At 61.8% G+C, this 23,229-nt stretch carries 24 protein-coding genes; 10 read left to right on the top strand and 14 right to left on the bottom strand.

The annotated features are described in order from the left end of the window. Nucleotides 1-161 precede the first annotated feature (161 nt). From IB244_RS09295 to IB244_RS09240, 12 genes are all read right to left on the bottom strand, one after another. A complete protein-coding gene (locus tag IB244_RS09295) occupies nucleotides 162-863 on the bottom strand; it encodes a gamma-glutamyl-gamma-aminobutyrate hydrolase family protein (RefSeq protein WP_246733555.1) in 702 nt (233 codons plus the stop codon). Between the two features lie 223 nt (nucleotides 864-1,086). Further along, entirely contained in the window at nucleotides 1,087-2,229 is a 1,143-nt protein-coding gene (locus IB244_RS09290) for a M24 family metallopeptidase (protein ID WP_169679446.1), read from the bottom strand. Between the two features lie 260 nt (nucleotides 2,230-2,489). Continuing rightward, nucleotides 2,490-3,011, bottom strand: a complete 522-nt coding sequence (gene msrA / locus IB244_RS09285; protein ID WP_169679443.1) for a peptide-methionine (S)-S-oxide reductase MsrA — start codon at nucleotides 3,009-3,011, stop codon at nucleotides 2,490-2,492. Between the two features lie 134 nt (nucleotides 3,012-3,145). Then, a complete protein-coding gene (locus IB244_RS09280; RefSeq protein WP_018116705.1) occupies nucleotides 3,146-3,538 on the bottom strand; it encodes a hypothetical protein in 393 nt (130 codons plus the stop codon). 107 nt (nucleotides 3,539-3,645) lie between these two features. Beyond that, on the bottom strand, nucleotides 3,646-4,950 hold the full coding sequence (gene pncB / locus IB244_RS09275) for a nicotinate phosphoribosyltransferase (protein ID WP_062375730.1): 1,305 nt from the start codon (nucleotides 4,948-4,950) through the stop codon (nucleotides 3,646-3,648). Between the two features lie 171 nt (nucleotides 4,951-5,121). Then, nucleotides 5,122-5,427, bottom strand: a complete 306-nt coding sequence (locus tag IB244_RS09270; protein WP_192304011.1) for a hypothetical protein — start codon at nucleotides 5,425-5,427, stop codon at nucleotides 5,122-5,124. Between the two features lie 90 nt (nucleotides 5,428-5,517). Further along, nucleotides 5,518-6,477: a 2-hydroxyacid dehydrogenase gene (locus IB244_RS09265; protein ID WP_192304009.1), complete on the bottom strand. Its 960-nt coding sequence runs from the start codon at nucleotides 6,475-6,477 to the stop codon at nucleotides 5,518-5,520. Nucleotides 6,478-6,485: 8 nt separating this feature from the next. Next, nucleotides 6,486-8,123 carry an ABC transporter ATP-binding protein gene (locus tag IB244_RS09260; RefSeq protein WP_192304007.1) on the bottom strand — a complete coding sequence of 546 codons (1,638 nt, stop codon included), beginning with the start codon at nucleotides 8,121-8,123 and terminating at the stop codon, nucleotides 6,486-6,488. After that, nucleotides 8,120-9,268: an ABC transporter permease gene (locus IB244_RS09255; RefSeq protein ID WP_018116710.1), complete on the bottom strand. Its 1,149-nt coding sequence runs from the start codon at nucleotides 9,266-9,268 to the stop codon at nucleotides 8,120-8,122. The genes IB244_RS09260 and IB244_RS09255 overlap by 4 nt, the downstream gene beginning before the upstream one ends. Next, nucleotides 9,268-10,362, bottom strand: a complete 1,095-nt coding sequence (locus IB244_RS09250; RefSeq protein WP_169679429.1) for a microcin C ABC transporter permease YejB — start codon at nucleotides 10,360-10,362, stop codon at nucleotides 9,268-9,270. Before IB244_RS09250 ends, IB244_RS09255 begins: the two co-directional genes overlap by 1 nt. Nucleotides 10,363-10,519: 157 nt before the next feature. Further along, nucleotides 10,520-12,358, bottom strand: coding sequence for an extracellular solute-binding protein (locus tag IB244_RS09245; protein WP_192304005.1), 1,839 nt, complete (start codon nucleotides 12,356-12,358; stop codon nucleotides 10,520-10,522). Nucleotides 12,359-12,474: 116 nt separating this feature from the next. Continuing rightward, nucleotides 12,475-13,089: a TetR/AcrR family transcriptional regulator gene (locus IB244_RS09240; protein WP_113160417.1), complete on the bottom strand. Its 615-nt coding sequence runs from the start codon at nucleotides 13,087-13,089 to the stop codon at nucleotides 12,475-12,477. 51 nt (nucleotides 13,090-13,140) lie between these two features. On the opposite strand from IB244_RS09240, the gene IB244_RS09235 reads away from it, so the two are divergent. The 7 genes from IB244_RS09235 to IB244_RS09205 all read left to right on the top strand — a co-directional run bounded on the left by IB244_RS09235 (nucleotide 13,141) and on the right by IB244_RS09205 (nucleotide 19,818). Beyond that, the gene (locus tag IB244_RS09235; protein WP_169679423.1) at nucleotides 13,141-13,713 is read left to right on the top strand and encodes a hydrolase; all 573 of its coding nucleotides are present in this window, start codon (nucleotides 13,141-13,143) and stop codon (nucleotides 13,711-13,713) included. Nucleotides 13,714-13,831: 118 nt separating this feature from the next. Next, nucleotides 13,832-14,902, top strand: a complete 1,071-nt coding sequence (mepA, locus tag IB244_RS09230) for a penicillin-insensitive murein endopeptidase (RefSeq protein WP_192304003.1) — start codon at nucleotides 13,832-13,834, stop codon at nucleotides 14,900-14,902. A 91-nt stretch (nucleotides 14,903-14,993) separates the two neighbouring features. Beyond that, nucleotides 14,994-15,374, top strand: a complete 381-nt coding sequence (locus IB244_RS09225; RefSeq protein ID WP_018116716.1) for a methylglyoxal synthase — start codon at nucleotides 14,994-14,996, stop codon at nucleotides 15,372-15,374. Nucleotides 15,375-15,410: 36 nt separating this feature from the next. After that, nucleotides 15,411-16,436: a glucokinase gene (locus IB244_RS09220; protein WP_192304001.1), complete on the top strand. Its 1,026-nt coding sequence runs from the start codon at nucleotides 15,411-15,413 to the stop codon at nucleotides 16,434-16,436. Nucleotides 16,437-16,531: 95 nt separating this feature from the next. Then, nucleotides 16,532-18,319, top strand: a complete 1,788-nt coding sequence (locus IB244_RS09215; protein WP_018855275.1) for an ABC transporter ATP-binding protein — start codon at nucleotides 16,532-16,534, stop codon at nucleotides 18,317-18,319. A gap of 17 nt (nucleotides 18,320-18,336) precedes the next feature. Then, a complete protein-coding gene (gene dapB, locus IB244_RS09210) occupies nucleotides 18,337-19,161 on the top strand; it encodes a 4-hydroxy-tetrahydrodipicolinate reductase (RefSeq protein WP_192303999.1) in 825 nt (274 codons plus the stop codon). A 21-nt stretch (nucleotides 19,162-19,182) separates the two neighbouring features. Then, nucleotides 19,183-19,818 carry a 2,3-bisphosphoglycerate-dependent phosphoglycerate mutase gene (locus tag IB244_RS09205; RefSeq protein ID WP_018116720.1) on the top strand — a complete coding sequence of 212 codons (636 nt, stop codon included), beginning with the start codon at nucleotides 19,183-19,185 and terminating at the stop codon, nucleotides 19,816-19,818. Between the two features lie 64 nt (nucleotides 19,819-19,882). Here IB244_RS09205 and IB244_RS09200 read toward each other — a convergent pair whose 3' ends face one another. Beyond that, nucleotides 19,883-20,296, bottom strand: a complete 414-nt coding sequence (locus tag IB244_RS09200) for a winged helix-turn-helix transcriptional regulator (protein ID WP_192303997.1) — start codon at nucleotides 20,294-20,296, stop codon at nucleotides 19,883-19,885. Between the two features lie 86 nt (nucleotides 20,297-20,382). On the opposite strand from IB244_RS09200, the gene IB244_RS09195 reads away from it, so the two are divergent. After that, complete coding sequence (locus IB244_RS09195; RefSeq protein ID WP_192303995.1) at nucleotides 20,383-21,249, top strand: oxidoreductase; 867 nt, start codon at nucleotides 20,383-20,385, stop codon at nucleotides 21,247-21,249. A 59-nt stretch (nucleotides 21,250-21,308) separates the two neighbouring features. Here IB244_RS09195 and phnF read toward each other — a convergent pair whose 3' ends face one another. Further along, on the bottom strand, nucleotides 21,309-22,040 hold the full coding sequence (phnF, locus tag IB244_RS09190; protein ID WP_169679414.1) for a phosphonate metabolism transcriptional regulator PhnF: 732 nt from the start codon (nucleotides 22,038-22,040) through the stop codon (nucleotides 21,309-21,311). A gap of 98 nt (nucleotides 22,041-22,138) precedes the next feature. Between phnF and phnG the strand changes: the two genes are divergently transcribed. Together phnG and phnH are read left to right on the top strand one after the other, a co-directional pair. Continuing rightward, nucleotides 22,139-22,606, top strand: coding sequence for a phosphonate C-P lyase system protein PhnG (gene phnG / locus IB244_RS09185; protein WP_192303993.1), 468 nt, complete (start codon nucleotides 22,139-22,141; stop codon nucleotides 22,604-22,606). Beyond that, nucleotides 22,606-23,229: a phosphonate C-P lyase system protein PhnH gene (gene phnH / locus IB244_RS09180; RefSeq protein WP_192303991.1), complete on the top strand. Its 624-nt coding sequence runs from the start codon at nucleotides 22,606-22,608 to the stop codon at nucleotides 23,227-23,229. The genes phnG and phnH overlap by 1 nt, the downstream gene beginning before the upstream one ends.

The raw sequence follows: 23,229 nt of genomic DNA, 5'->3' as shown, positions 1-23,229 counted from the left end.
AATAACCGGGCCGCCGTCGCCAGCCTCGCCTTCTTCATTCGACTAACCGGAAGCTGATCCATGGAACTCCGTGGCAGATCACCGGTATAGAGCTGCGACGATGGCGTTAGGCCGGTTGCTGAAATGGATGTACGCAGAAGAAGAGCTGTTCTGCTGGAGCGTTACAAGCGCTGGTTCGCCGCTTTGACGAACGCGTCAAATATTCGAGAGCCAGGGTGGTCTGCGGGATCAAACAATTCCGGATGCCACTGTACCCCCATCGCGAAAGATAGCGAGGGTACCTCAATCGCTTCGACAACGCCGTCCAAGCCACGGGCAGTAGCAACGACACTGTCGGACAGCTCTACGATTGCTTCCCTGTGGAAGGTGTTTACGCTGAATGTCTCGGCAGCAAAGATATCAGCCATTCTTGTGCCGGCTTGGATGGTTACCTCATGGAGCGGATTGCCGCGGTCATGATTGATCGCACCCGACCAGGAGGAGTGCACATCCGAAACCATGCGACAACCATGTAGGCACCCGAGCATCTGCATCCCGTTGCAAACGCCGAGCACTGGTTTATCGCGGGCAAGGAACCCCTTCATCAGCGCTATCTCGACTGCGAGACGATCAGAGATCGGGTAGCGAGACTGATCGCCGTCGACGTACCACTGTTTCGGAAAGTTGATGCGCCCTCCGACACTTAAAAACCCATCGAATTCATCAACCACTTGGTCTACGAGGTCTGGCACGTAGGGAATGCCGTATGGAAACCCCCCTGCACGATCAATGGCTGCAAAGTAGCGTTTCGAAATATCATACCGGTCACCACCAGCACTGGTGTTTTCGTCCATGATGACGGCGATCGTGGGTCTGCGCTTCATTGGGTTGCTACCTTGATCCATCCGGGAATCGCGCGGGATTTCTATCAAGTCGTATCAGGGCGTGCCATGCCAGTCACCCTTTCGACGGACGCTCGACGTGGCTTCGTCATATTGCGTTTTTGAATCTCGATTCCGGTAGCGCGGATCGCGCCAGGCATCCCAGGTGCCGACGACAGAAAGGCAATTATCGAGGTGCAAGTCTTGCGAACTCTGCACCAAGAGATCACGCAAAGGGTTCGGTCGGGCCCTTCGCCGGCTTCGTGAACCACTCAGCTCCGGTCTCGGTCATGTGGATGTGGTCTTCGAGCCGGATGCCGAAGCGACCGGGGAAGACGATCATCGGTTCGTTGGAGAAGCACATGCCGGATTCCAGCCTGGTGGCGTTGCCGCGAACGATATAGGGCTCTTCGTGGATTTCCATCCCGAGACCATGTCCGGCGCGGTGCGGCAGGCCGGGTAGGGCGTAATCCGGACCGAGGCCATGTTCGGCCAGTACACGGCGGGCGGCATCGTCGAGACTGCCGCAAGAAGCGCCAAGCCGGGCGGCCTCGAACACCGCCTGCTGGGCCTCGCGCTCGATTGCCCAGGCGGCAGCGAATTCCGTCGTTGGCTCCTCCAGCACGTAGGTTCGGGTGAGATCCGAATGATAGCCGTCGAGCCGGCAACCCGTATCGACGAGAACAACGTCGCCCGGTGCATAGATCTGGTCACCATCGGCGCCATGAGGAAGCGACGTCGCTAGTCCGAAGGAAACGATGCAGAAGCTTGATCCGCCCTCGGCGCCCAGTGCGCGGTGCTGTTCGTCGATATGACGCACGACTTCCGAAGACCTGACGCCCGGCTTGATGAAGGAATGCGCGCGGCGATGCACCTCCAGCGTCAGGCCCATGGCATACTGGATAAGAGCGATTTCGGTCTGGGACTTCCTGAGCCGCAGGTCGCGGATCAGTCGTCCGCCGTCGACGAGCCGGTCGGCGCCGAAGGCGCCGGCAAGCTGGTGGTAGATGAACAGCGGCAGGGCATCGTCGAGCGCCAGTCTGGCATTTGCCGGCAGCAGCGAGGCGATCAGCGCCGCGGTCGCTTCATCTTCCTGCCAAATGACAATTTCACCCGGCAGACGCGGCAGGCTCTCGACCCTGCTCTTTTCGAAGCCCGGCGCGATGTAGCGTACACCCTTTGGCGTCACCAATGCGCCAAGCAATCGTTCGCTTGGGTGCCAGTCGAGGCCCGTGAAATAGCGGAGGCTCTCCGTCGAGCCGAGCAGGCAGCCGTCAAGAGCTTTATCTTCGAGTGCGGCCTGCAGGCGCGCGAGGCGCTGGCGCCGTTCGTCATCGGTGATCTTCGCAACGGGATGGGACCAGGACATATCGGAGTTTCCTTGTTCGCGGAGCCGGATGGTGAGCCGCCTATACGATCATGTCGTCAGATTGTCGACAGTGATCCACCCGATTCATTCTCGATGCGAAGCTGCAGTTCGGTGGTCAAGTGGCACCCTGCGGCCGCGGGTTCAATGCGTGCTGTCGCTGTCCGCTGTTCACCGACGTCCATACAAAAAAGGCCCTGCCGTGACGGCAAGGCCTCATTTTGTCTAGAGCATACGATCCCCACTGCGGATCGAGGAATGCCTCATTGGCCAGCCGCGGCCCTTTGCTCGCGTTTCGGCAATTTCCAGCCTGGCCGTACAAAGTGGCAGGTATAGCCATTCGGGATGCGTTCCAGATAGTCCTGGTGCTCGGGTTCCGCTTCCCAGAAATCGCTGACCGGAACAACCTCGGTAACGACCTTTCCGGGCCATAGACCCGAGGCGTCTACGTCGGCGATCGTGTCCTCGGCGGTCGCACGCTGTTCGTCGTTGGCGTAGAAGATCGCCGACCGGTAGCTGGCGCCGAGATCATTGCCCTGCCGATTCACCGTTGTCGGGTCATGGATCTGGAAGTAGAACTCGAGGATGTCGCGGTAGCTGGTCTTGGCGGGATCGAACAGGATCTCGATCGCCTCGGCATGATTGCCGTGATTGCGATAGGTCGCATTGGCGACCTCGCCACCGGTGTAGCCCACGCGAGTGGATACGACGCCGGGGAACCGCCTGATGAGGTCCTGCATGCCCCAAAAGCAGCCGCCCGCCAGTACTGCACGCTCTACGGTCATTGGAAACGTCCTTTCCAGTCAAACAATGGGCGGTAAACATCGGCACCCATTTCTTGCGACATTAAATGGGGACTGGCGTGGCATTTTGCCAGACTGCGTATCGCCGCCGCCGTTTCAGGATTGGCGGTTCAAAACTACCGCTTCATATCCGGACAGACATATGGAGCCTTTGCAGCAGCATAGGTCCGCTCGACGATATCCTTGCCGGCAGTGATTTGAAGGGTGAGGCCATCGGCTGACACGGCCTTGATCCTGGCGTGTATGATGGCGCCGTCCTCATCCCATGAAATCTCCTTGGAAGACGCCTGTTTCCAAGTCCTGAGAGCATAGGTTTCCCAGCAGGAGTCGATCAGCAATTTGCCTTTCGGCAGGAAGATCATCATCGGGCCTGGCAGGTCGGACTGGGCTTTGGTCTCGATCCACGGCGTGCCAATCAGCGAAGACGTGGCGGCTTTCTCGGCAGCGAGGGTCGGTGTCGCGAGTGCCACCGCGGCAATACTGATTGCGGCAACTGAGGCTTTCTTCAAAGTCTTTCTCCATAAGCGGGAATCATCCCGCCGAGCATCAGTCACGGTTGGGCGACAATGTGGCCGGAGCGCAAGGGAATGTGTTTGGAGAGAGCCAGGCGGCAGCGCTAGACGAGCACCGCCTGGTCGACGCGGTCCTCGGTTCCGAAGAACTTCAGGTAACGCTGGACCTCTGCAGGGTCGCCGGTCGCTTTCTGCGGATTGTCCGACAGTTTTACGGCCGGCCGGCCGTTGGCGTCGCTGACCTTGCAGACGATGGAGATCGGGTTGAGCCCCGAGATCTCCGTCGGCGCGCAGCCCGCGAAGTCGTTCGTCAGGTTGGTGCCCCAGCCGAAGCTCATGCGCACCTTGCCTTCGAAATGCTTGTAGGTGTCGATAATCGCGTCGACATCGAGCCCGTCCGAGAAGATCAGCAGCTTCTGGCGCGGATCGCGGCCCATCTTCTTCCACCAGTCGATGATCTTCTCGCCGCCCTCGATCGGTGGGGCGCTATCCGGCCGGAAGCCCGTCCAATCGGCGACCCATTCGGGCGCGTCGCGCAGGAAGGCGGCCGTGCCGAACGCATCCGGCAGCACGATCAGCAGGTTGCCGCCATAAAGCTTGTTCCAGTCGCGCAGAACCTTGTAGGGGGCGTTGCGCAGCTCCGCATCGTTCTTGGCCAATGCGGCCGCCACCATCGGCAGCTCGTGGGCGTTCGTCCCGACGGCTTCGAGGTCGGAGTCCATGGCGAGCAGGACGTTGCTGGTGCCGGTGAACGCAGGACCAATGCCTTCCTTCAGAGCCTCGACGCACCAACGCTGCCACAGGAAGCTGTGGCGGCGGCGTGTGCCGAAATCCGAGATCCGCAGCCCCGGCAATTCGCGCAGCCGCTCCACCTTCTCCCACATCCGTGCCTTGGCGCGGGCGTAGAGCACATCGAGCGTGAACGGTCCGAGCGCCTTCATCGCGGAGCGCGAGCGCAGCTCGTTGATGATGGCAAGTGCCGGAATTTCCCACATGGTCGTGTCCTTCCACGATCCGTGGAAGTCGAGCACATATTGACCATCGCGTTTCGACAGCTCGTATTCGGGAAGCTGGAAATGAGAGAGCCAGGCCAGGAATTCAGGCTCGAAGATCTGCGCGCGCCCATAGAAACTGTTACCAGCGAGCCAGATCATCTCCTTCTTGGAGAGGCGGAGCGAACGCGCATGGTCGAGTTGCTCCCGCAGTTCGCCCTCGTCGATCTCTTCGGCCAGCAGCACGCGTTTGGTGCGGTTGATCACCGTGAACGTCGCGTCGACGTCTGGATAGAGCTTCCAGATCATCTGCAGCATGAGCAGCTTGTAGAAGTCTGTGTCGATCAGGCTGCGAACAATCGGATCGAGCTTCCAGGTGTGATTGTAAACGCGCCTTGCGATATCGGTCTTGGCCATGAACTCCGCCCATTCCCAAACCGGACACGTCGCGTCATAAGCCGACGCACGAAGACCGGCTCGTGCGTTTCTTATCGAAAAATCAGCCGGTAAAGTCCAGCGCAAACAAACGCAACCTGCCGGCCCCGTCCGACAGGATGCTTCGTAGTGACCGCCTGACCAGCCCCGTTTCTATTGCGCGGGGGCATTCGGCGTAGCCGGTGCCGAGTTCGATGCCGGCGGCTGAGACGGTGCCGGTGTTGGCTGCTGCGACTGAATCTGCTGTCCTGGCTGCTGCGGAGCAACCTCCACGGCTTCCTTCTTGCCCCAGATTTCGACCGGGATCCACACGATGAAGGCGAACACCAGCGCGACGAGCAACACCATCAGGACACGGGTGCCCATGCGGCCTTGCTTCGCCTTGACCGGCGAAATCGTTTCCTCGGTATGAACCTTGCCATCCGCTTCTTCCCAGCGCGTTTCCGTCTGCTGAGCCATGCTTGTCTCCTTCCGATGTCGCGCGAGCCGTCATCGGCCTGGCACCTCATCTCGGAGAAAAACGAATGGAAAGCGGCATGGTTCCTGCCGTCAGTAACCGCTCTGCCTGTCGACGACGAATTGCAACGGCTCGCCGCCCTCGTAGCGGGCGATCTGGCGCTCGACATGCCGGAAGAGGGCGGTTTCGTCGGATACGGCCGCGTCGTGCGGTGTGATGAACACGTTCTCCAGCCCCCACAGCGGATCATCGGAGGGCAGGGGCTCGACGGTGAAGACGTCGATCGAGGCGCCGCCGAGCACGCCGCCTTCGACCGCGGCGACGATATCGGCCTGCACCTGGCTCCTTCCGCGCCCGGCATTGATGAACACTGGCTTGCCGAGCGCGCCGCCCTGCCGCAGCTTTGAAAACAACGCTGCATTGTAAAAGCCGGTCGTCTCGGGCGTTAGCGGCAGTAGCCCGACGAGAAAGTCCGTCTTGGACAGGAACTCATCGAGCTGATCGGCGCTGAACGTCTCGACGCCTTCGATCTCCTTGCGGCTGCGCGACCAGCCGATGACGTTGAAGCCCATGACTTTCAGCTTGTAGGCCGCGTCCTGGCCGAGCACGCCAAGGCCCATGATGCCGACGGTGATTTCGGCCGCCTCCGGCGGTACCAGCCTGCCCCAGATGCGCGCCCGCTGATCCTTGTCGTGCTGCTGCTGCTGCCGGAGATGCATGAGGCACTGCATCACCACCCATTCGCTCATGCGAGTCGTCAGGCTGCGGTCGGAGAAGCGAACGATCGGCACATCGGGCAGGCCCGGCAGGTTCATGAAGCTGTCGACGCCGGCGCCACCCGAGAAGATGACCTTGAGATTGGGGGCGCGGTTGAAAAGATCCGGGTCCGGCTTCCAGAGAAGCGCATAGTCGATGCCGGTCAGATCGCGATCCTTGTTGGCGGGATCGGCGAGATTGATGCTGCCGCGATCTGCAAAGGCGGTTTTTAGGATGCGGGCAACGGTGTCTGGATCGAACTTCAGATCGACGAGAATGGGCGGCTTTGCGGGCATGATAATCTTCACTGTTGGACGGCGGGCGTCGGGACCGCCTCGATGTTGAAGGCGGCAGCCATCAGGGCCTTGGTATAGTCGTCCTTCGGCGCACCGAAGATGTCGGCGGACGATCCTTGTTCGACGACCTTGCCGAAACGCATGACGATGACGTCGTTCGCCAGCGCTTTCACCACCTTCAGGTCGTGGCTGATAAAGAGGTAGGCGAGATCGTGCTTCTTCTGCAGATCGCGCAGGAGGTCGACGACCTGCGCCTGGACGCTCATGTCGAGCGCCGATGTCGGCTCGTCCAGCATCACGAAGCGGGGTTTCAGCACCATGGCGCGGGCAATGGCGATGCGCTGACGCTGTCCGCCGGAGAATTCGTGCGGATATCGCCAGCGAGTGAGTGGATCGAGTCCCACTTCCTCCAGCGCCCAGCAGACACGCTGGTCGCGCTCTTCGTAGGAGAGCGACCGTTCATGCACCTTGAGCCCCTCGGCGATGATGTCGCCGACGGACATGCGCGGGCTGAGCGAGCCGTAGGGATCCTGGAACACGACCTGCAACTGGTTGCGCAGCGGCCGCATTTCCGTAAATGAATAGCTGGCTATATCCTTTCCGACGAAGCTGATCCGGCCCCGCGACGAGATCAGCCGCGTCAGCGCGAGACCGAGCGTCGTCTTGCCGGAACCGGATTCGCCGACGACGCCGAGCGTTTGGCCCGCGCGCAGCTGCAGATCGATGCCGTCGACGGCCTTCACATGATCGACGACCTTGCGCATGAGCCCGGCCTTGATCGGGAACCAGACGCGGATATCCGATCCCTGCATCACGATGGGCTTCGAGGAGTCTGTACGCGGTGGCTCGCCACGCGGCTCGGACGCCAGGAGATGCCGGGTATAGTCGTGCTTCGGGTTGCGGAAGACCTCTTCCACCGTGCCGGTCTCGACGATCTTGCCCTTGGTCATCACGCAGACCCGGTCGGCGAACTTGCGCACGATGCCGAGGTCGTGGGTGATGAAGAGCATGGACATGCCATGCTGGCCCTTCAATTGCCGCAGCAGTTCAAGGATCTGCGCCTGCACGGTGACGTCGAGCGCGGTCGTCGGCTCGTCCGCGATCAAAAGCTCCGGCCGGTTGGCGAGCGCCATGGCGATCATCACGCGTTGCCGCTGGCCGCCGGAAAGTTCGTGTGGGTAAGCCTTCAGCCGTTTTTCCGGTTCGCGAATGCCGACCTGGTTGAGGAGTTCGAGAATCCGCTTGCGCGCGGCCTGTCCCTTCACACCCTGATGCAACTCGAGAATCTCGGCGATCTGCTTCTCGATCGTGTGCAGCGGGTTGAGCGAGGTCATCGGCTCCTGGAAGATCATCGTGATGTCGTTGCCACGCACCTCGCGCAACGCCTTGTCGGATGCCTTCAGGAGGTCCTTGCCCTTGAACAGGATTTCGCCGGAGGGATGGCTGGCCGCGGGGTAGGGGAGCAACCGCAGGATCGAATTGGCGGAGACGGATTTGCCCGAGCCGGACTCGCCGACCAACGCCAGGACCTCGCCCTTGCGGATCTCGAAGGAGACGTGATCGACAGCCAGCGACGTGTCGCCGCCCTGGTGGAATGCCACCGAGAGATCGCGAACGGACAGCAATGTTTCGGCAGCGTCACTCATTGAAACGTCTTCCTGGGATCGAATGCATCGCGAACCGCCTCGCCGATGAAGATCAACAGCGACAGCATGATCGACATGGTGAAGAACGCGGTCAGCCCGAGCCACGGCGCCTGCAGGTTGGCCTTGCCCTGTGCGATCATCTCGCCGAGCGACGGCGAGCCCGGCGGCATGCCGAAGCCGAGGAAGTCGAGCGAGGTCAGCGTCGTGATCGAGCCCGACAGGATGAACGGCAGGAAGGTCAGCGTCGCGACCATCGCGTTCGGCAGCAGGTGGCGCCACATGATCGTCCGGTTGCCGACGCCCAGCGCTCGCGCCGCCCTGACATACTCGAAATTGCGAGCCCGCAGGAACTCGGCGCGCACGACGCCGACGAAGCCAACCCAGGAGAAGAGCAGCATGATCCCGAGCAGCACGAAGAAGCCGGGAGGCAGGATCGCCGCGATGATCAGGAGAATGTAGAGCACCGGCATCGACGACCAGATCTCGATGAAGCGTTGCAGCAGCAGATCCGTCCAGCCGCCGAAATAGCCCTGGATGGCGCCGGCGGTGACGCCGATGACGGCCGAGCAGATGGTCAGCACCAGACCGAACAGCACGGAGATGCGGAAGCCGTAGATGACGCGGGCAAGCACGTCTCGTGCCTGATCGTCCGTGCCGAGCCAATTGAGATTGCCGAAATTGCAGCCGGGATCGGCCGCTCCCTGCGGATATCCGGAGCAGCGCTCTTCCTTGCTCATCAGCCAGAAGGGCGGAGTCGGCGCAGAATGCGGGATGTTCGAATTGACCGAACGATAGGAGTAGCGGATCGGCGGCCAGATCATCCAGCCATTGGCATTGATTTCGTCCGCGATGACGTCGGAGCGATAGTCCGTTTCGGCGAGGAACCCGCCGAACCTCTCTTCGGGATAGTTGACCAGGACGGGGAAGAGGATCTCGCCCTTGTAGCTGGCGACGATCGGCCGGTCGTTGGCGATGAACTCGGCAAACAGGCTGAGCACGAACAGCACAAGGAACAGCCACAAGGACCAGTAACCGCGCCGGTTGGCCTTGAAATTCTTCCAGCGGCGGATGTTGGTCGGCGACAGCAGGCCCTTGCGCGGCGGCTTGACCGGCGTTGCGGTCGTCGGATTGGCGGCGGTGTCCATCAGACCTCCCTCCGCTCGAAGTCGATGCGCGGATCGATCCATGTGTAGATCAGGTCGGAAATCAGGCTGACGAACAGGCCGAGCAGCGAGAAGATGTAGAGCGTCGCAAACACGATCGGATAGTCGCGGTTGACGACCGAGAGATAGCCGAGCCGCCCTAGGCCATCGAGCGAGAAGATGTTCTCGATCAGCAGCGAGCCGGTGAAGAAGGCGGAGATGAAGGCGCCGGGGAAGCCGGCGATGATGATCAGCATGGCGTTGCGGAAAACGTGGCCGTAGAGCACCTGCCGTTCGTTCAGCCCCTTCGCCCGGGCGGTCACCACATACTGCTTCTTGATCTCCTCGATGAAGGAGTTCTTGGTGAGCAGCGTCGTTGTCGCGAAGGCTGCCAGCGAAAGCGAAATCAGCGGCAGCGTCAGGTGCCAGAAATAGTCGAGTGGTTTCTGCCACCAGGCGAGCTGGTCGAAACTGTCGGAGACGAGGCCTCGCAGCGGGAACCAGTCATAGAAGGATCCGCCGGCAAAGAGCACGATCAGCAGGATACCGAACAGGAAGCTCGGAACCGCATAGCCGATGATGATGACGCCAGAGGTCCAGACGTCGAAGGTCGAGCCGTCCTTGACCGCCTTGCGGATGCCGAGCGGGATCGAGATGCCGTAGGAAAAGATCATGATCCAGACGCCGAGCGAAGCCGAGACCGGCAGCTTCTCCTTGATCAGGTTCAGCACGGAGGTGTTGCGGAAGAAGCTTTCGCCAAAGTCGAAGCGGATGTAGTTCCACATCATCTCGCCGAAGCGCGTCAGCGGCGGCTTGTCGAAGCCGAACTGCTTTTCGAGCTTGGCGATGAGCTCCGGATCGAGCCCCTGGGCGCCGCGGTATTTCGAGCCGCCTTCGTCAAGACCGCCGCCGCCGAGAAGGTCGCCGCCGCCTCCGGAAAGCCGCGAGTCCGCGCCCTGCGCATCGCCGGTCAGTTGCGCAATCACCTGCTCGACCGGACCGCCGGGTGCGAACTGGATGACAGTAAAGGAGATGGCCATGATGCCGATGATCGTCGGGATCATCAAAAGCAGGCGGCGAAAGATATAGGCGCCCATTAGTAAGGACCCTTCCGGGAAAGCTTGCGTCGAGCGCTGTCCAGTCTATCGCCGTTCAATCCGTGCGGTCTCCTCGTGGTGTGGGCAGGCACGTTACGCCTTGTCCTGATTCGCATGGTTCATTTGGAGCCCAGCCGTCAGGCCAATGCAAGCCTGCTCATTTTGCCGCGGCGGATGACCACCAAACATCGGGGAAGCCGGTCGCATAGGTCGGATATTCGGCCGGCCGCGTGACGGTGTTCCAATAGGCGATCGATTGCGTGCCGCGATAAAACAGCGGCACGACATAGTGCCCCGCTAGGAGCACGCGGTCGAGCGCCTTGATCGCCGCAACCTGCTCGTCGCGGTTGGGGGCGAAGATCACCATGCGGATCAGTGCGTCGATCGCCGGATCGGCAATGCCCGCATAGTTGCGGGAGCCCTGCTGGTTGGCCGATCCCGAGCCCCAATAGTCGGCCTGCTCGTTGCCGGGGTTCATCGTCTGCGCCCACACATTCCAGATCATGTCGTAGTCGAAGCTGCGCACCCGGTTGGTGTATTGCGAGGCATCCACGGTCCGGACGCGCGCATCGATGCCGATCTTCTTCAGATTGTTGGTATAAGGCACCGCCCAGCGTTCCAGCATCGGGCTCGACAGCAGGATCTCGAAGCTCATCGGCTTGCCGGTCTTGGTATTGACCATGCGGTTGCCCTTGATCTCCCAGCCCGCTTCCTTGAACAGCCCGATCGCCTTGCGCAGGTTGTCGCGGCTCTTCTGCGGATCGCCGCCGACCGGATTGGTATAGGGCGTAGTGAAGACCGCGGGCGACAGCTTGTCCTTGAGGCCACCAAGGATCTCCAACTCGCGGCCCTCAGGCAGACCCGAGGAGGCAAGCTCGGTGTTCCAGAAATAGCTGTCGATGCGCTTGTAGGTGTTGAAGGCGACGGTGCGGTTCAGCTCCTCGAAGTCGAAGCCGTAATTCAGCGCCTCGCGAACCTTTTCGTCCTTGAAGATATCGCGACGGGTGTTCGGCACCAGAGCCTGCATGATGCCAGTGGCGCGCAGTGCGTTGGGGACGTCCTCCTTCTTCACGCGCCCGTCCTTGACGGCGGGGAAATCATAGCCGGTTGCCCAGCGTGCCGCCTGCGTCTCCTGCCAATAGTCACTGTTGCCGGCCCGGAAGGCCTCGAACTCCACGTCCCGATCGCCGAAATAGGTGTAGGTGATAGAGCCGAAATTGTTCTGGCCAACATTCACATTGAGGTCCTTGCCCCAGTAGTCGTCGCGCAACTCGTAGCGGATCGTCGCGCCCGGCGCGAAGGCAGCGATCTTGTAGGGGCCGGATCCCATCACCGGCTCGAGCGTCGTCCTGGAAATGTCGCGCGGCTTGCCGTCCGGTCCCGCGCCCTCCCACCAGTGCTTCGGCACCACGGTCAGCTGTCCCAGGATATTGGGAAGCTCCTTGTTGTTCTTCTCGTCGAAGGTGAAGGTCACGTCGCGTTCGCCCGTCTTCTCGGCCTTTACGACATGCTTGTAGTAGTTGGACAGGAGCGGATTGAGCTCCTTCGATTTGTCGAAACTGAAGACGACGTCATCAGGCGTCACCGGCTTTCCGTCGGCCCACTTGGCTTCCGTGCGCAGCCGGAATGTCGCGCTCGACACGTCGTCGGGAAAGGAAAGCCCTTCCGCCAGCAGGCCGTAGGAGGCGAGCAGCTCGTCGTCGGCCGATTTCATCAGCGTTTCGAAAGGCAGCGTCAGACCGACTGCCGTTTCGCCCTTCGAAAGCAGCGGATTGAAGGTGTCGTACGTGCCGGAGGCGGAAAGTCGCAAGTTACCGCCCTTCGGCGCATCCGGATTGACGTAGTCAAAATGCTTGAATCCCGGCTTGTATTTCAGCGCGCTGATGACGGAACTGCCGATCTGGAAATTTGGCTCCTGGGCAACGGCCTGCAAGGGCAGCGCCATTGCGCCGAGAAGAGAAAACACCAAACCAAATTTCGACCACGTAAGCGCCATTCGCCAACCCCGATTGTTTTTCTGCTTTCGCCGACAATAGGCGAAAAACAGGCGAAAAACAGGTGAGCGAACAGTTTTTGTCCGGCTCGCGGGATCGTGACCAAGGCTGCGGCCCGTCAGCTCGTTGCTTCCTCCAGTCGTTTCCGCAGCATTCCACGCAGTTCCGCCGTCATGCGTGGGTCGCCTCCGAGATCCGGATCGTGCGCTGCGGTCACGATGATCCGAAGGAGTTCAAGCACCAGTGCCGCAAGCAACTCCACGTCGTCGCCAATCGACGGCGCGGCCTTGCGCAGCAGCGCGGTGATATTGCCGCGCAGTTCTGCCCGCGATTGCACCTTGCGTTCCTTGGGAATGTCCCGGCGCGCCGCCAGCACAGGGAACTCGCGATGCTCCTCGAGAAAGGCGCCAAGTCGGGCAAATATCGCGTCGCCGATTTCCGCCGCACGCTTGCCGTCCACGGTCGCCTGCAGATCCACCAGCGCCGCGTTGAGCTGCCGCAGCCGTTCGAGATGGAGCGCTTCCGCCAGAAGCACCTTGGTCGGGAAGAACTGGTAGAGCGAGCCGATCGAGGACTTCGCCTCGGCAGCGATCTCGGTCATCGTCGCGGCTTCGTAGCCTTTGTCGAGAAACACCCTGGCTGCCGCCTCGGTCAGAACGGCAACGCGCTCCCGCCCGCGCTTCTGCTTCGGCGAACGTTTCGTCGGGTCCAGGCTTGATTTTTGTGAGGGCATCCTCATACTTTCAATTGTGAGGATATCCTCATATCTATTTTGGAGCCTTCCATGTCCCTCTACGATCCCAAGACCACGGCCCTGATCTCCATCGATCTGCAGGGCTTCATCATTTCCAGGCCTGTCGCGCCCCATTCCGCCCAGCAGGTAATCGAAAATACCGCCGCAATCGCCAAGTCGCTGAAATCCGCCGGCGGCACTACGATATTCGTGACCGTCGGATTTTCCGCAGACTATGCCGATGCTGTCAACCAGCCGACTGACGAGCCGATTGTCTTCCCACAGGGTGGACTGCCGGCCGAAGCCCTGCGCGAGCCGCCTGAGATCGCGGCGCTCACGCCCGATGTGCGCATCACCAAGCATCAATGGAGCGCCTACTACGGGACTGAAATCGACCTGCAACTGCGCCGCCGCGGCATCAAGACCGTGATTCTCACCGGCATCGCCACCAATTTCGGTGTCGAAGCCACCATTCGCGATGCCTTCGCGCACAATTATGCGGTCATCGCCGTCGAGGATGCGATGACGACGTTCTCGGCCGAGATGCATGCCTTTGCCTGCGAGCGCATCTTCCCGCGCCTTGCCCGGGTGCGCAAAACCGCCGACATTCTTGCTAACGCCTGAGCCTCACAATGCTGCCTGACTGGGCATGGGCGAAAACATCGATTCACCAAAATTGCTTTTCACGGTAGATTCGATCGCAAATCACTCGGCCGCGGCCCGCAGACGCTCAGGACATGGCATGGCTCTCCATACCACCAGCACTTTCCAGACTTTTTTGAAATTGGCATTCGCCGGCGTGCTCGGCGCAAGCCTTGTTGCCGGCGAAGCCGGCGCCGAACAGAAGCAACCGAGTCCCGGGAGCGCCAAGGCGATTTTCGGTTCCGTCTCCCTGCCGAACCAGGGTGCGGCGCAGCCTTTCGGCTTCTATGCGAAAGGCTGCATGTCCGGCGCTGTCGCGCTGCCGGTCGATGGGCCGACCTGGCAGACCATGCGGCTTTCGCGCAATCGCCGCTGGGGCAATCCGGCGATGATCTCGCTCCTGGAGCGGCTGTCTCGTGATGCGGCACAGTATGATGGATGGCCGGGCCTGCTCGTCGGCGACATCTCGCAGCCGCGCGGCGGGCCGATGTTCAACGGCCATGCTTCGCACCAGATCGGACTTGATGCAGATGTCTGGCTGACGCCAATGCCCGCTCATCCCCTGAGCATCGAGGAACGTGAAACGCTGCCTTTCACGACGATGTTGCAGAAGAATGCGTTTCTGACGATAAATCCCAATGTCTGGACCGAATCGCGCGCCCGCCTGTTGATGCGTGCGGCGAGCTATCCGCAGGTCGAGCGGATCTTCGTCAATCCGGCCATCAAGAAGAAGATGTGCGACACCTGGACGGGCGACCGCACCAATCTCGGCAAGCTGCGGCCGATCTACGGTCACGATTCACACTTCCACATCCGCATCAAGTGCCCGCCGGGCACAACCTCTTGCAAGCCGCAAGCGCCGGTGCCCGCCGATGATGGATGCGGCAAGCCGCTCGCATGGTGGTTCACGAAGGAACCATGGGCGGCGCCGAAGCCGCCAAAGCCCGGCACGAAGCCCGTCAAGCCGCGCGAAGTCATGGTCTCCGATCTTCCGAACGCCTGCTCGTCTGTTCTCGCAGCGCCATCCGTCGACTCCATTCAGGCCGCGACGTTTGGTGGAACCCCCGGCGCTCCGGCGATTGCGCCGATGGCGGTGATGCCTGCAGCGGCATCCGACGATGCACTGCCTGACATCGGCCCGGTGCCGGACGACAAGCCGTCCGGTGAGTAGGCGTTGCCATGGGGGCGACGGTCTTTCAAAAGACGGACGCTTCGTATAGAAGCAGCCAAATCGATTGAATTTTCAGGCGGAGGTCCTTTTCATGGCCGGCGGCAAGTGCCTTGCATTGATTGCGCATGACCAGAAGAAGGACGACATGGCGGAGTTCGCACGCCGCCACCGCGAGACATTCGCGAACTGGAAGATTGTCGCCACCGGCACGACCGGCGGCCGCGTGTTGGAGGCTGCTCCAGACCTCGACGTGACACGCTTGAAGAGCGGCCCGCTCGGCGGCGACCAGCAGATCGGTGCCCTGATTGCCACAGGCGAAGTCGACGTGTTGATCTTTTTTGTCGATCCTCTGACGCCGATGCCGCATGATGTCGATGTCAAGGCTTTGATGCGGCTTGCAATCGTCTACGATATCCCGATGGCGCTGAACGAAGCGACCGCCGACAAGCTTATTGCCACCCTTCACGCGTAACCGGCGCTTGAATAGCGCGCACGCACGGAACCTGCCATGCCCCAGCTCGATACCAGCGACACCGCCATGCCCTTCCCGATCCTGATCGGCGATATCGGCGGCACCAATGCCCGTTTTGCGATCATCCCCGACGCCACGGCAGAGCAGATCCATTTTCCGAATGTCCGCACCGCCGATTTCGAGACGATCGACGATGCGATCCGAAGCTGCATTCTCGAAAAGAGCAGCCTGCGGCCGCGCTCGGCGATTCTCGCCGTCGCCGGACCGATCAGCGCGGACGAGATCCCGCTGACGAACTGCGACTGGGTTGTCCGCCCGCGCACGATGATCGCTGGCCTCGGCATCGAGGACGTGCTCGTTGTCAACGACTTTGAGGCGCAGGCCCTGGCAATTGCCAACCTCTCGGACGAGAACCGCGAGCGCCTTGGCGATGCGTCGGGCAAAATGGTCGCATCCCGTGTCGTCCTCGGCCCCGGTACCGGCCTCGGCGTCGGCGGCCTCGTCCATGCACGCGGCTCATGGATTCCGGTGCCGGGCGAGGGTGGTCACGTCGATCTCGGGCCACGCACCACGCGAGACCTGCAGATCTTCCCGCATGTGGAAACGATTGAGGGCCGTGTCTCGGCAGAGCAGATCCTTTGCGGCCGTGGTATCGTCAATCTCTACCTGGCGATCTGCACGGCGGATGGCATCGAGCCCGTTTACGCCGACCCTGCTGATATCACCTCGCACGCGCTCGCCGGCTCCGACCCGGTTGCCGTCGAGACGATCAGCCTGTTCTCGACCTATCTCGGCCGTGTCGCCGGCGACATGGCGATGATCTTCATGGCCCGCGGCGGCGTCTTCCTTTCCGGCGGTATCTCGCAGAAGATCCTGCCGGCGCTGAAGAAGCCAGAATTCCGTGCCGCGTTCGAGGACAAGGCGCCGCATTCCGAGCTGCTTTCGACGATCCCGACCTATGTCGTCACCCACCCGCTTGCGGCTGTCGCAGGGCTCTCGTCCTATGCCCGCAACCCCGAGAGCTTCGGCGTCTCGACCGACGGCCGCCGCTGGCGGGCGTAACACTCTGGTCAAAAGGCTGCCAACTCTTTATAGACCCGCGCGAGCGCACGCAGTCATGAGGACATGCGTGTCCTGACACACAGGAAGACTGATTTTTGCAAGCACCGGACACCAAGCAGACGCCCGTAAACAGCGACAGCATCACCGGCATCTTGAAGCGCATCATCGCAGAGAACGGCCGGGATCATCTCTGGGGCTATGTTTTCGCGATCAGCTGCCTCGTCATCGTTGCCTTGTCGACGGCGTACACCGCCTGGATCATGAAGTCTGTCATCAACGAGGCGTTCGAACACCGACGTGCCGACATCGTCTGGGTGATCTGTTTCACCATCTTCGTAGCCTTCGTGTTGCGCGGCTTTGCAAGCTACGGTCAGGCGGTGGTGCTGTCGAAGATCGGCAACAACATCGTGGCGCGGTACCAGCAGCGTGCCTATGCGCACCTGATGAAGCTGTCGCTCGGATACTTCAACCAGACACGGTCGGCTCACGTCGTTGCACAGCTCAATCAGAACATCGGCGGCATCCGTGATGTGATGAACCTGACGATCACGTCGACGGTGCGCGATCTCCTGACGTTCGTCTCCCTGCTCGCCGTTATGATCATTCAGGATCCGCTGCTCAGCCTGGCGGTGTTTGTTCTGGCGCCGCCTCTTCTTTATGCACTGCGATACGTGTCGAAGCGGCTTCGCGTGGCAACCAAGGAGGCGATCAACGTCAACAGCCACGTCGCCGGTGCGATGCAGGAAACCATCCAGGGTATCGCCATCGTCAAGGCCTTCACCATGGAGCGCCAGCTCGAGCAGAAGGTCGACAAGCTTGTCCAAAGCGCGGAATGGCGCGCCAACCGCATCGCCCGCCTGTCCGAACGCACGGCGCCACTTACCGAAAGCTTCGCCGGCCTGGCTGTGGCGAGCGTCCTTGCCTATGCCGCTTACGGGACGATCTATAACAACATTCCGCCGGGCGCCTTCTTCTCCTTCGTAACGGCATTGCTGCTCGCCTATGATCCGGCGCGCCGCCTCGCACGTCTTCAGGTGCAGATGGAGCGTGCCGTCGTCAACGCCCGCATGATCTATGAATTCCTCGATACGGTGCCGCATCAGCGCGATGTGCCCGGCGCAAAGCCGCTCGTCGTGACGGAAGCCAAGATAGAGTTCCGCAACGTCTCCTTCGCCTATGGCGACGATGAAGTTCTTCGCGATGTCAGCCTTGTTGCCGATGGCGGAAAGACGACGGCGCTCGTCGGGCCGTCGGGCGCCGGCAAATCGACGATCATCACGCTCATTCCGCGCTTCTACGATCCGAAGGCAGGCCAGATCCTGATCGATGGTCAGGACATTGCGCATGTGACGAAGCGGTCGCTGCGCGAGCAGTTGGCCTATGTCTCCCAGCAGCCCTATCTCTTTGAAGGTTCGATCCGCGACAACATCCGCTACGGCCGCCCGGAGGCGACGGATGAGGATGTTGAGCGCGCCGCGCGCCTTGCCTATGCGCACGAGTTCATCCTGGCGCAGCCGCAAGGCTACGACACGCCTGTCGGCGAGAACGGCGTGACGCTTTCCGGCGGCCAGCGCCAACGGCTTTCGATCGCCCGCGCCCTTGTCCGTAACGCGCCGATCCTGCTCCTGGATGAGGCGACATCGGCACTGGACACGGAGTCGGAAGCCGCGGTGCAGAAGGCACTCGATGGCGCCATGGTCGGACGCACGGTGGTTGTCATTGCCCACCGCCTGTCCACCGTTGTCCGCGCCGACAAGATCGTCGTCATGCAACAGGGCCGCGTCATCGAAGAAGGCAATCACGATAGCCTTGCGCAGCGTAGCGACGGTCTTTACGCTCGCCTCAACAATCTTCAGAGGCCAGCCGCCTCGGATGCCCGCTGATAGGATGATCGACTGACATGACCGATGCTGCGATGAAACTGGTTGTAGTTGGCGCGGCAGGGCGCATGGGGCAGACGCTTATCCGTCTCATCCACGCCATCGATGGCGTGACGCTGCATGCCGCGGTCGAACGTCCGGGCTCTCCCTTCGTCGGCAAGGATGCTGGCGAAATTGCCGGTCTCGGCGCGAATGGCGTTATCATCGGCGATGATCCGCTGGCGGCCTTTCTGCATGCCGAAGGCGTCCTCGATTTCACGTCGCCCGCCGGCACCGTGGAGTTCGCGGCGCTGGCTGCGCAGGCGCGCATTGTCCATGTCATCGGCACGACCGGCTGCTCTGCTGATGACGATGCGAAGATCGCGGCTGCGGCGCGTCACGCCCGTGTCGTCAAATCAGGCAATATGGGGCTCGGCGTGAACCTGCTCAGCGTTCTTGTCGAGCAGGCCGCTCGTGCGCTGGATCCCGCAGACTGGGATATCGAAGTGCTTGAAATGCACCACAAGCGCAAGGTCGATGCCCCTTCGGGCACGGCGCTGCTCTTGGGTGATGCGGCTGCCAAGGGTAGGGGCGTCGATCTCGCCTCGCATTCGGTGCGGGTGCGCGACGGCCACACCGGTCCGCGCGAGCAGGGCACAATCGGGTTTGCCACGCTGCGCGGCGGCTCGATTGTCGGCGAGCATTCGGTGATCTTTGCCGGAGAAGGCGAAACGGTAACGATGTCGCACAGCGCCACCGATCGTTCGATCTTCGGCCGCGGTGCCGTCAAGGCAGCGCTCTGGGCGCGCGACAAGAAGCCCGGTCTCTATTCCATGCTCGACGTGCTCGGGCTTTCTTCAAAGTAATCTATTTCGGAGGCATTTTTCATGAGCGGCACTCTCGTCCTCGTTCGCCACGGCCAGAGCGACTGGAACCTCAAGAACCTTTTCACCGGCTGGAAGGACCCTGAACTGACCGAGCTCGGCATTCAGGAAGCCAACACCGGCGGCAAGGCGCTCGCCGATTACGGCATCAAGTTCGACGTCGCCTTCACCTCGGACCTGAAGCGCGCCCAGGACACCCTGAAGATCATTCTCGACAACGTCGGTCAGCCGGACCTCAAGACCTTCAAGGATCAGGCGCTGAACGAGCGCGATTACGGTGATCTTTCCGGCCTCAACAAGGATGACGCCCGCGCCAAGTGGGGTGAGGAGCAGGTCCACATCTGGCGTCGCTCCTACGACGTACCGCCTCCGGGCGGCGAAAGCCTGCGCGACACCGGTGCCCGCGTCTGGCCTTACTACCTGACGGAAATCCTGCCCAGGGTCCTGCGCGGCGAAAAGGTGCTGGTCGCTGCCCATGGCAACTCGCTGCGTTCGCTTGTCATGGTGCTCGACCGCCTGACCAAGGAACAGATCCTCGCGCTCAACCTCGCGACGGGCGTTCCCATGGTCTACAAGCTCAACGCCGACTCGACCGTCGCTTCCAAGGAAGTGCTCGGCGATATGTCCGGCGCGCATTGACATCAAGGCGCCGCGCATCTGTTGTTGCTGCGCGGCGCTTTTCCAACTTGTTGGCACCGGCTTTTTAGCCTTCTGACGTGCTTTCCGCCTGAGGCGCCTTCTTCCGGGCAGCCTCGAAATCCGGTAGACGATTGGCGATCCACTGCCAGAGCGTCACCACCTCCGCCAGAAGCTCACCGCCAAGCGGCGTCAATTCGTATTCCACGCGTGGCGGCACCTGCGGGTAGAGCGTCCGCGTCACTAGGCCGTCGCTCTCAAGCGTCCGCAGCGTCTGCGTCAGCACCTTCTGGCTGATCCCTTCCACCCGTTCCAGAACGCGCGAAAAGCGCAAGGGGCCTTTTGCCTCAGCCAATATGTGCATGACGCGCAGCGGCCATTTGGCACTGGCGCGCTCCAGCATCGCGCGCGCAAGCGCGTCCTGCTCGTCCGTCAGCGTTTCACAGAAGTCGAATGTATGATCGTTCAGGACAGTTACCATAAGGTATGTATAGATCCTCAGGGTACCTTCTTTCAAGATGAAACTGCCTCGCCTATATCCCTCGTGACGGATCAAGGAGGTTTCTGATGTCACAGGTTTGGTTGATTACAGGCAGTTCCCGCGGCCTCGGCAGGGCGCTTGCGGAGGCGGTGCTGGCGGCAGGGCACAAGCTGGTCGCGACAGCGCGCGATCCTTCGCAGCTTGAAGACATTAAAGAGCGCTATGGGGACAACGTCCTGACGATATCTTTGGATGTCACCGACGAACAATCGGCTGCTTCCGCCGTGAAGGCGGCGGTAGAAACGTTCGGCCGCCTCGACGTGCTCGTCAACAATGCGGGCTACGGCGACGTCGGATCGATCGAGGACACCAGCCTTGCCGATTTCCGCGCCCAGATCGAAACCAACCTGTTCGGAACGATCATCGTCACCAAGGCGGCCCTGCCGCTGATGCGTGAGCACGGCTTCGGCCACATCATCCAGTTTTCTTCCGTCGGCGGCCGCATCGGCCCCGCCGGTCGCGCGCCCTATGCCGCGGCCAAGTGGGGCGTCGAGGGTTTCTCGGAAGTTCTCAGCAGAGAGGTTGGCCCGCTCGGCGTCAAGGTAACGATCATCGAGCCGGGCGGCTTCCGGACCGATTTCGCCGGTGCGTCCACGCAACTTCGCGAGGGTCGCCCGGAATACGAAGACACGGTCGGCAAGATGGCTCGCTACCAGCGCGACTATAACGGCAAGCAGCCGGGCGACCCGGCGAAGGCGGCTGCTGCTGTGGTCTACATCGCCAGCCTCGCCGAACCGCCGCTGCGCTTACTGCTCGGCAGCGATGCGGTGCGCGGCGTCGAACAGAACGATGCCGTCAGGGCGGAGGCCCATCGGCAATGGCGCGACCTCAGCGTCTCCACCGATTTCGAACCCGGGGCGGGTGCGGGAAAGTTCCCTTGGGAGGGAAAATAGCCTTTTCGCTCGCGGGCTATGGCAGAAATCCCTGGGTCCCCGACACGACTCGCCTTCGCTTAGTTCTCGATCGTGAACTGCACGCGATCCGCTGAAAACCGCGTGATCGCGTATTGCACCGGAACGCCCTCGAGATCGGTGTTGACAGCCTTGGTGATGAGCACGATCGCTCCCGGTGTCAGTTCGAGCGCGGCAAGGTCGGCGGCATCGGCATGGGCGGCGGTGATCTCCGTCGTCGCGCGGACATAGTCGGAGAGGCCGAGGTCGGCAAAGGCGCGGGTGATCGATTCCGTCTTCTCGTAGACTGCGGGCAAGCCCGTAAAGCGTTCCGCCGGAAACCAAGCCGTTGCGCACGAGACCGGCCGGTCGTCGGCCTTGCGCACCGTCTCCATGCGGATCACGGGCGCCCCCGCCCGCAGCTTCAGCCAGCGCGCCACCTCTTCGTCCGCTCTTTCCTCTCTGTGACTGAGCAGCAGCCCGCGCATCGCGCGCGCCTGCTCGCCGATCCCGGCCGTGAACCGCGTCCGCCTGGTGATCGGAAAGTTCAGACGCTCCTTGCGCTCAATCAGCGTGCCGCGTCCCTGCACGGCGCGCACGATCCCTTCCTGGGCAAGGGCTGCGATCGCGCTTCTGACCGTATGCCTGTTGACGCCGAACTGCTGCGCCAGAAGCGTCTCGGCCGGCACCATGCCGGTCTCGTCATAGGCACCGGCGCTGATCGCCTGGCGGATACGATCGGCGATCTGCCGCCAGAGCGCCACGCCCGTCTGTCTTTGTACCTGCCCAGCCATTTCGCTCCTCGATGTCACACGCTTGTCACGTCCGCGTTTTAAGCCTAAACACATCTTGTATAGTTGTCTATATCAATAGACATTTAAAGGATGTGGCGATGACCTTAGCGGAAAAGAATGAGACGGCGGCAGGTGGGCGCAAGCGCGTCGTCGACCTGCTTGCTCGCGCGGAACGGCAGGAATTGCTGGCGGCATGGGACAAGCTGGCGGAAAAGCCTGCGGTCCAGCCGGTGCGTGGACCGGAAACGGGCCTCGTCATGATTCGCGGCCGGATGGGTGGCGGCGGTGCGCCATTCAACCTCGGCGAGGTAACGGTCACCCGCGCCACCGTGCGCCTCGCATCAGGCACCGTCGGTCACGCCCAGGCGCTCGGCACCGATCGCGAGAAGGCCCGACTTTCAGCCGTCTTCGACGCCCTCTGGCAGGAGCCGGTAACGCAGCCGCTTGTCGAGCAGGCGCTTCTTCAGCCGATCGCTTCCCGCGTCGCCGATGCCGATCGCCGCAAGGCCGACGAGACGGCAGCAACCCGCGTCGATTTCTTCACCATGGTTCGCGGAGACGACTGATGAGCCTCAAGACGGAAGTTCCTAAGAATGACGTGTTGGCCGGAGGCTTCGCCGAGCCGGTCTTCCACGCCCAGAGCGTGTTCAAGCTGATGATGGATGCGATGTCGCGTCCGGGCACGATCCAGACGGTCGCCCCCGATGCTCTGCCGCCGGCCCCGCTCGGCGTTGCATCAGGCGCGATCGCCCTCACGCTCTGCGACCATGACACGCCCGTCTGGCTGTCATCAGGGCTGGCAAAATCCGCTGTGCCGCAATGGCTCGGCTTCCATACCGGTGCGCCGGTGACGCCGGAGAAGGCCGAAGCGCGCTTCGCCTTTGTCGAAGCCGGAACACCTCTGTCGTCGTTTGGTCTCTTCGCCGCAGGCACGCAGGAGTATCCGGACCGTTCGACGACTGTTGTCATCGAACTGGCGGATATCGAAGGCGGCCGCAAGCTGGCGCTCATGGGCCCCGGCATCAAGACGGTCACCGACATCGCGCCGCTTGGCCTGCCAGATACCTTCCTCCGCCTCTGGACGGAGAACCGCGCCCTCTTCCCGCGCGGCATCGACATCGTGCTGACCTCGGGCAGCCGGTTCGTCTGCCTGCCGCGCACCACCAAGATCACCGCGACGGAGATGTGA

It is taken from the genome of Rhizobium sp. RHZ02 (assembly GCF_014851575.1).
GTDB classification, from domain to species: Bacteria; Pseudomonadota; Alphaproteobacteria; order Rhizobiales; family Rhizobiaceae; genus Rhizobium; species Rhizobium altiplani.
Note: the sequence above shows the minus strand (reverse complement) of the source record. Positions and strands in the feature narration are given on the sequence as shown.

Coding starts and splice junctions, on each gene's coding strand:
- IB244_RS09295 (WP_246733555.1), bottom strand. CDS start 863: ATGAAGCGCAGACCCACGATCGCCGTCATCATGGACGAAAACACCAGT.
- IB244_RS09290 (WP_169679446.1), bottom strand. CDS start 2,229: ATGTCCTGGTCCCATCCCGTTGCGAAGATCACCGATGACGAACGGCGC.
- msrA (WP_169679443.1), bottom strand. CDS start 3,011: ATGACCGTAGAGCGTGCAGTACTGGCGGGCGGCTGCTTTTGGGGCATG.
- pncB (WP_062375730.1), bottom strand. CDS start 4,950: ATGGCCAAGACCGATATCGCAAGGCGCGTTTACAATCACACCTGGAAG.
- IB244_RS09270 (WP_192304011.1), bottom strand. CDS start 5,427: ATGGCTCAGCAGACGGAAACGCGCTGGGAAGAAGCGGATGGCAAGGTT.
- IB244_RS09265 (WP_192304009.1), bottom strand. CDS start 6,477: ATGCCCGCAAAGCCGCCCATTCTCGTCGATCTGAAGTTCGATCCAGAC.
- IB244_RS09260 (WP_192304007.1), bottom strand. CDS start 8,123: ATGAGTGACGCTGCCGAAACATTGCTGTCCGTTCGCGATCTCTCGGTG.
- IB244_RS09255 (WP_018116710.1), bottom strand. CDS start 9,268: ATGGACACCGCCGCCAATCCGACGACCGCAACGCCGGTCAAGCCGCCG.
- IB244_RS09250 (WP_169679429.1), bottom strand. CDS start 10,362: ATGGGCGCCTATATCTTTCGCCGCCTGCTTTTGATGATCCCGACGATC.
- IB244_RS09245 (WP_192304005.1), bottom strand. CDS start 12,358: ATGGCGCTTACGTGGTCGAAATTTGGTTTGGTGTTTTCTCTTCTCGGC.
- IB244_RS09240 (WP_113160417.1), bottom strand. CDS start 13,089: ATGCCCTCACAAAAATCAAGCCTGGACCCGACGAAACGTTCGCCGAAG.
- IB244_RS09235 (WP_169679423.1), top strand. CDS start 13,141: ATGTCCCTCTACGATCCCAAGACCACGGCCCTGATCTCCATCGATCTG.
- mepA (WP_192304003.1), top strand. CDS start 13,832: ATGGCTCTCCATACCACCAGCACTTTCCAGACTTTTTTGAAATTGGCA.
- IB244_RS09225 (WP_018116716.1), top strand. CDS start 14,994: ATGGCCGGCGGCAAGTGCCTTGCATTGATTGCGCATGACCAGAAGAAG.
- IB244_RS09220 (WP_192304001.1), top strand. CDS start 15,411: ATGCCCCAGCTCGATACCAGCGACACCGCCATGCCCTTCCCGATCCTG.
- dapB (WP_192303999.1), top strand. CDS start 18,337: ATGACCGATGCTGCGATGAAACTGGTTGTAGTTGGCGCGGCAGGGCGC.
- IB244_RS09205 (WP_018116720.1), top strand. CDS start 19,183: ATGAGCGGCACTCTCGTCCTCGTTCGCCACGGCCAGAGCGACTGGAAC.
- IB244_RS09200 (WP_192303997.1), bottom strand. CDS start 20,296: ATGGTAACTGTCCTGAACGATCATACATTCGACTTCTGTGAAACGCTG.
- IB244_RS09195 (WP_192303995.1), top strand. CDS start 20,383: ATGTCACAGGTTTGGTTGATTACAGGCAGTTCCCGCGGCCTCGGCAGG.
- phnF (WP_169679414.1), bottom strand. CDS start 22,040: ATGGCTGGGCAGGTACAAAGACAGACGGGCGTGGCGCTCTGGCGGCAG.
- phnG (WP_192303993.1), top strand. CDS start 22,139: ATGACCTTAGCGGAAAAGAATGAGACGGCGGCAGGTGGGCGCAAGCGC.
- phnH (WP_192303991.1), top strand. CDS start 22,606: ATGAGCCTCAAGACGGAAGTTCCTAAGAATGACGTGTTGGCCGGAGGC.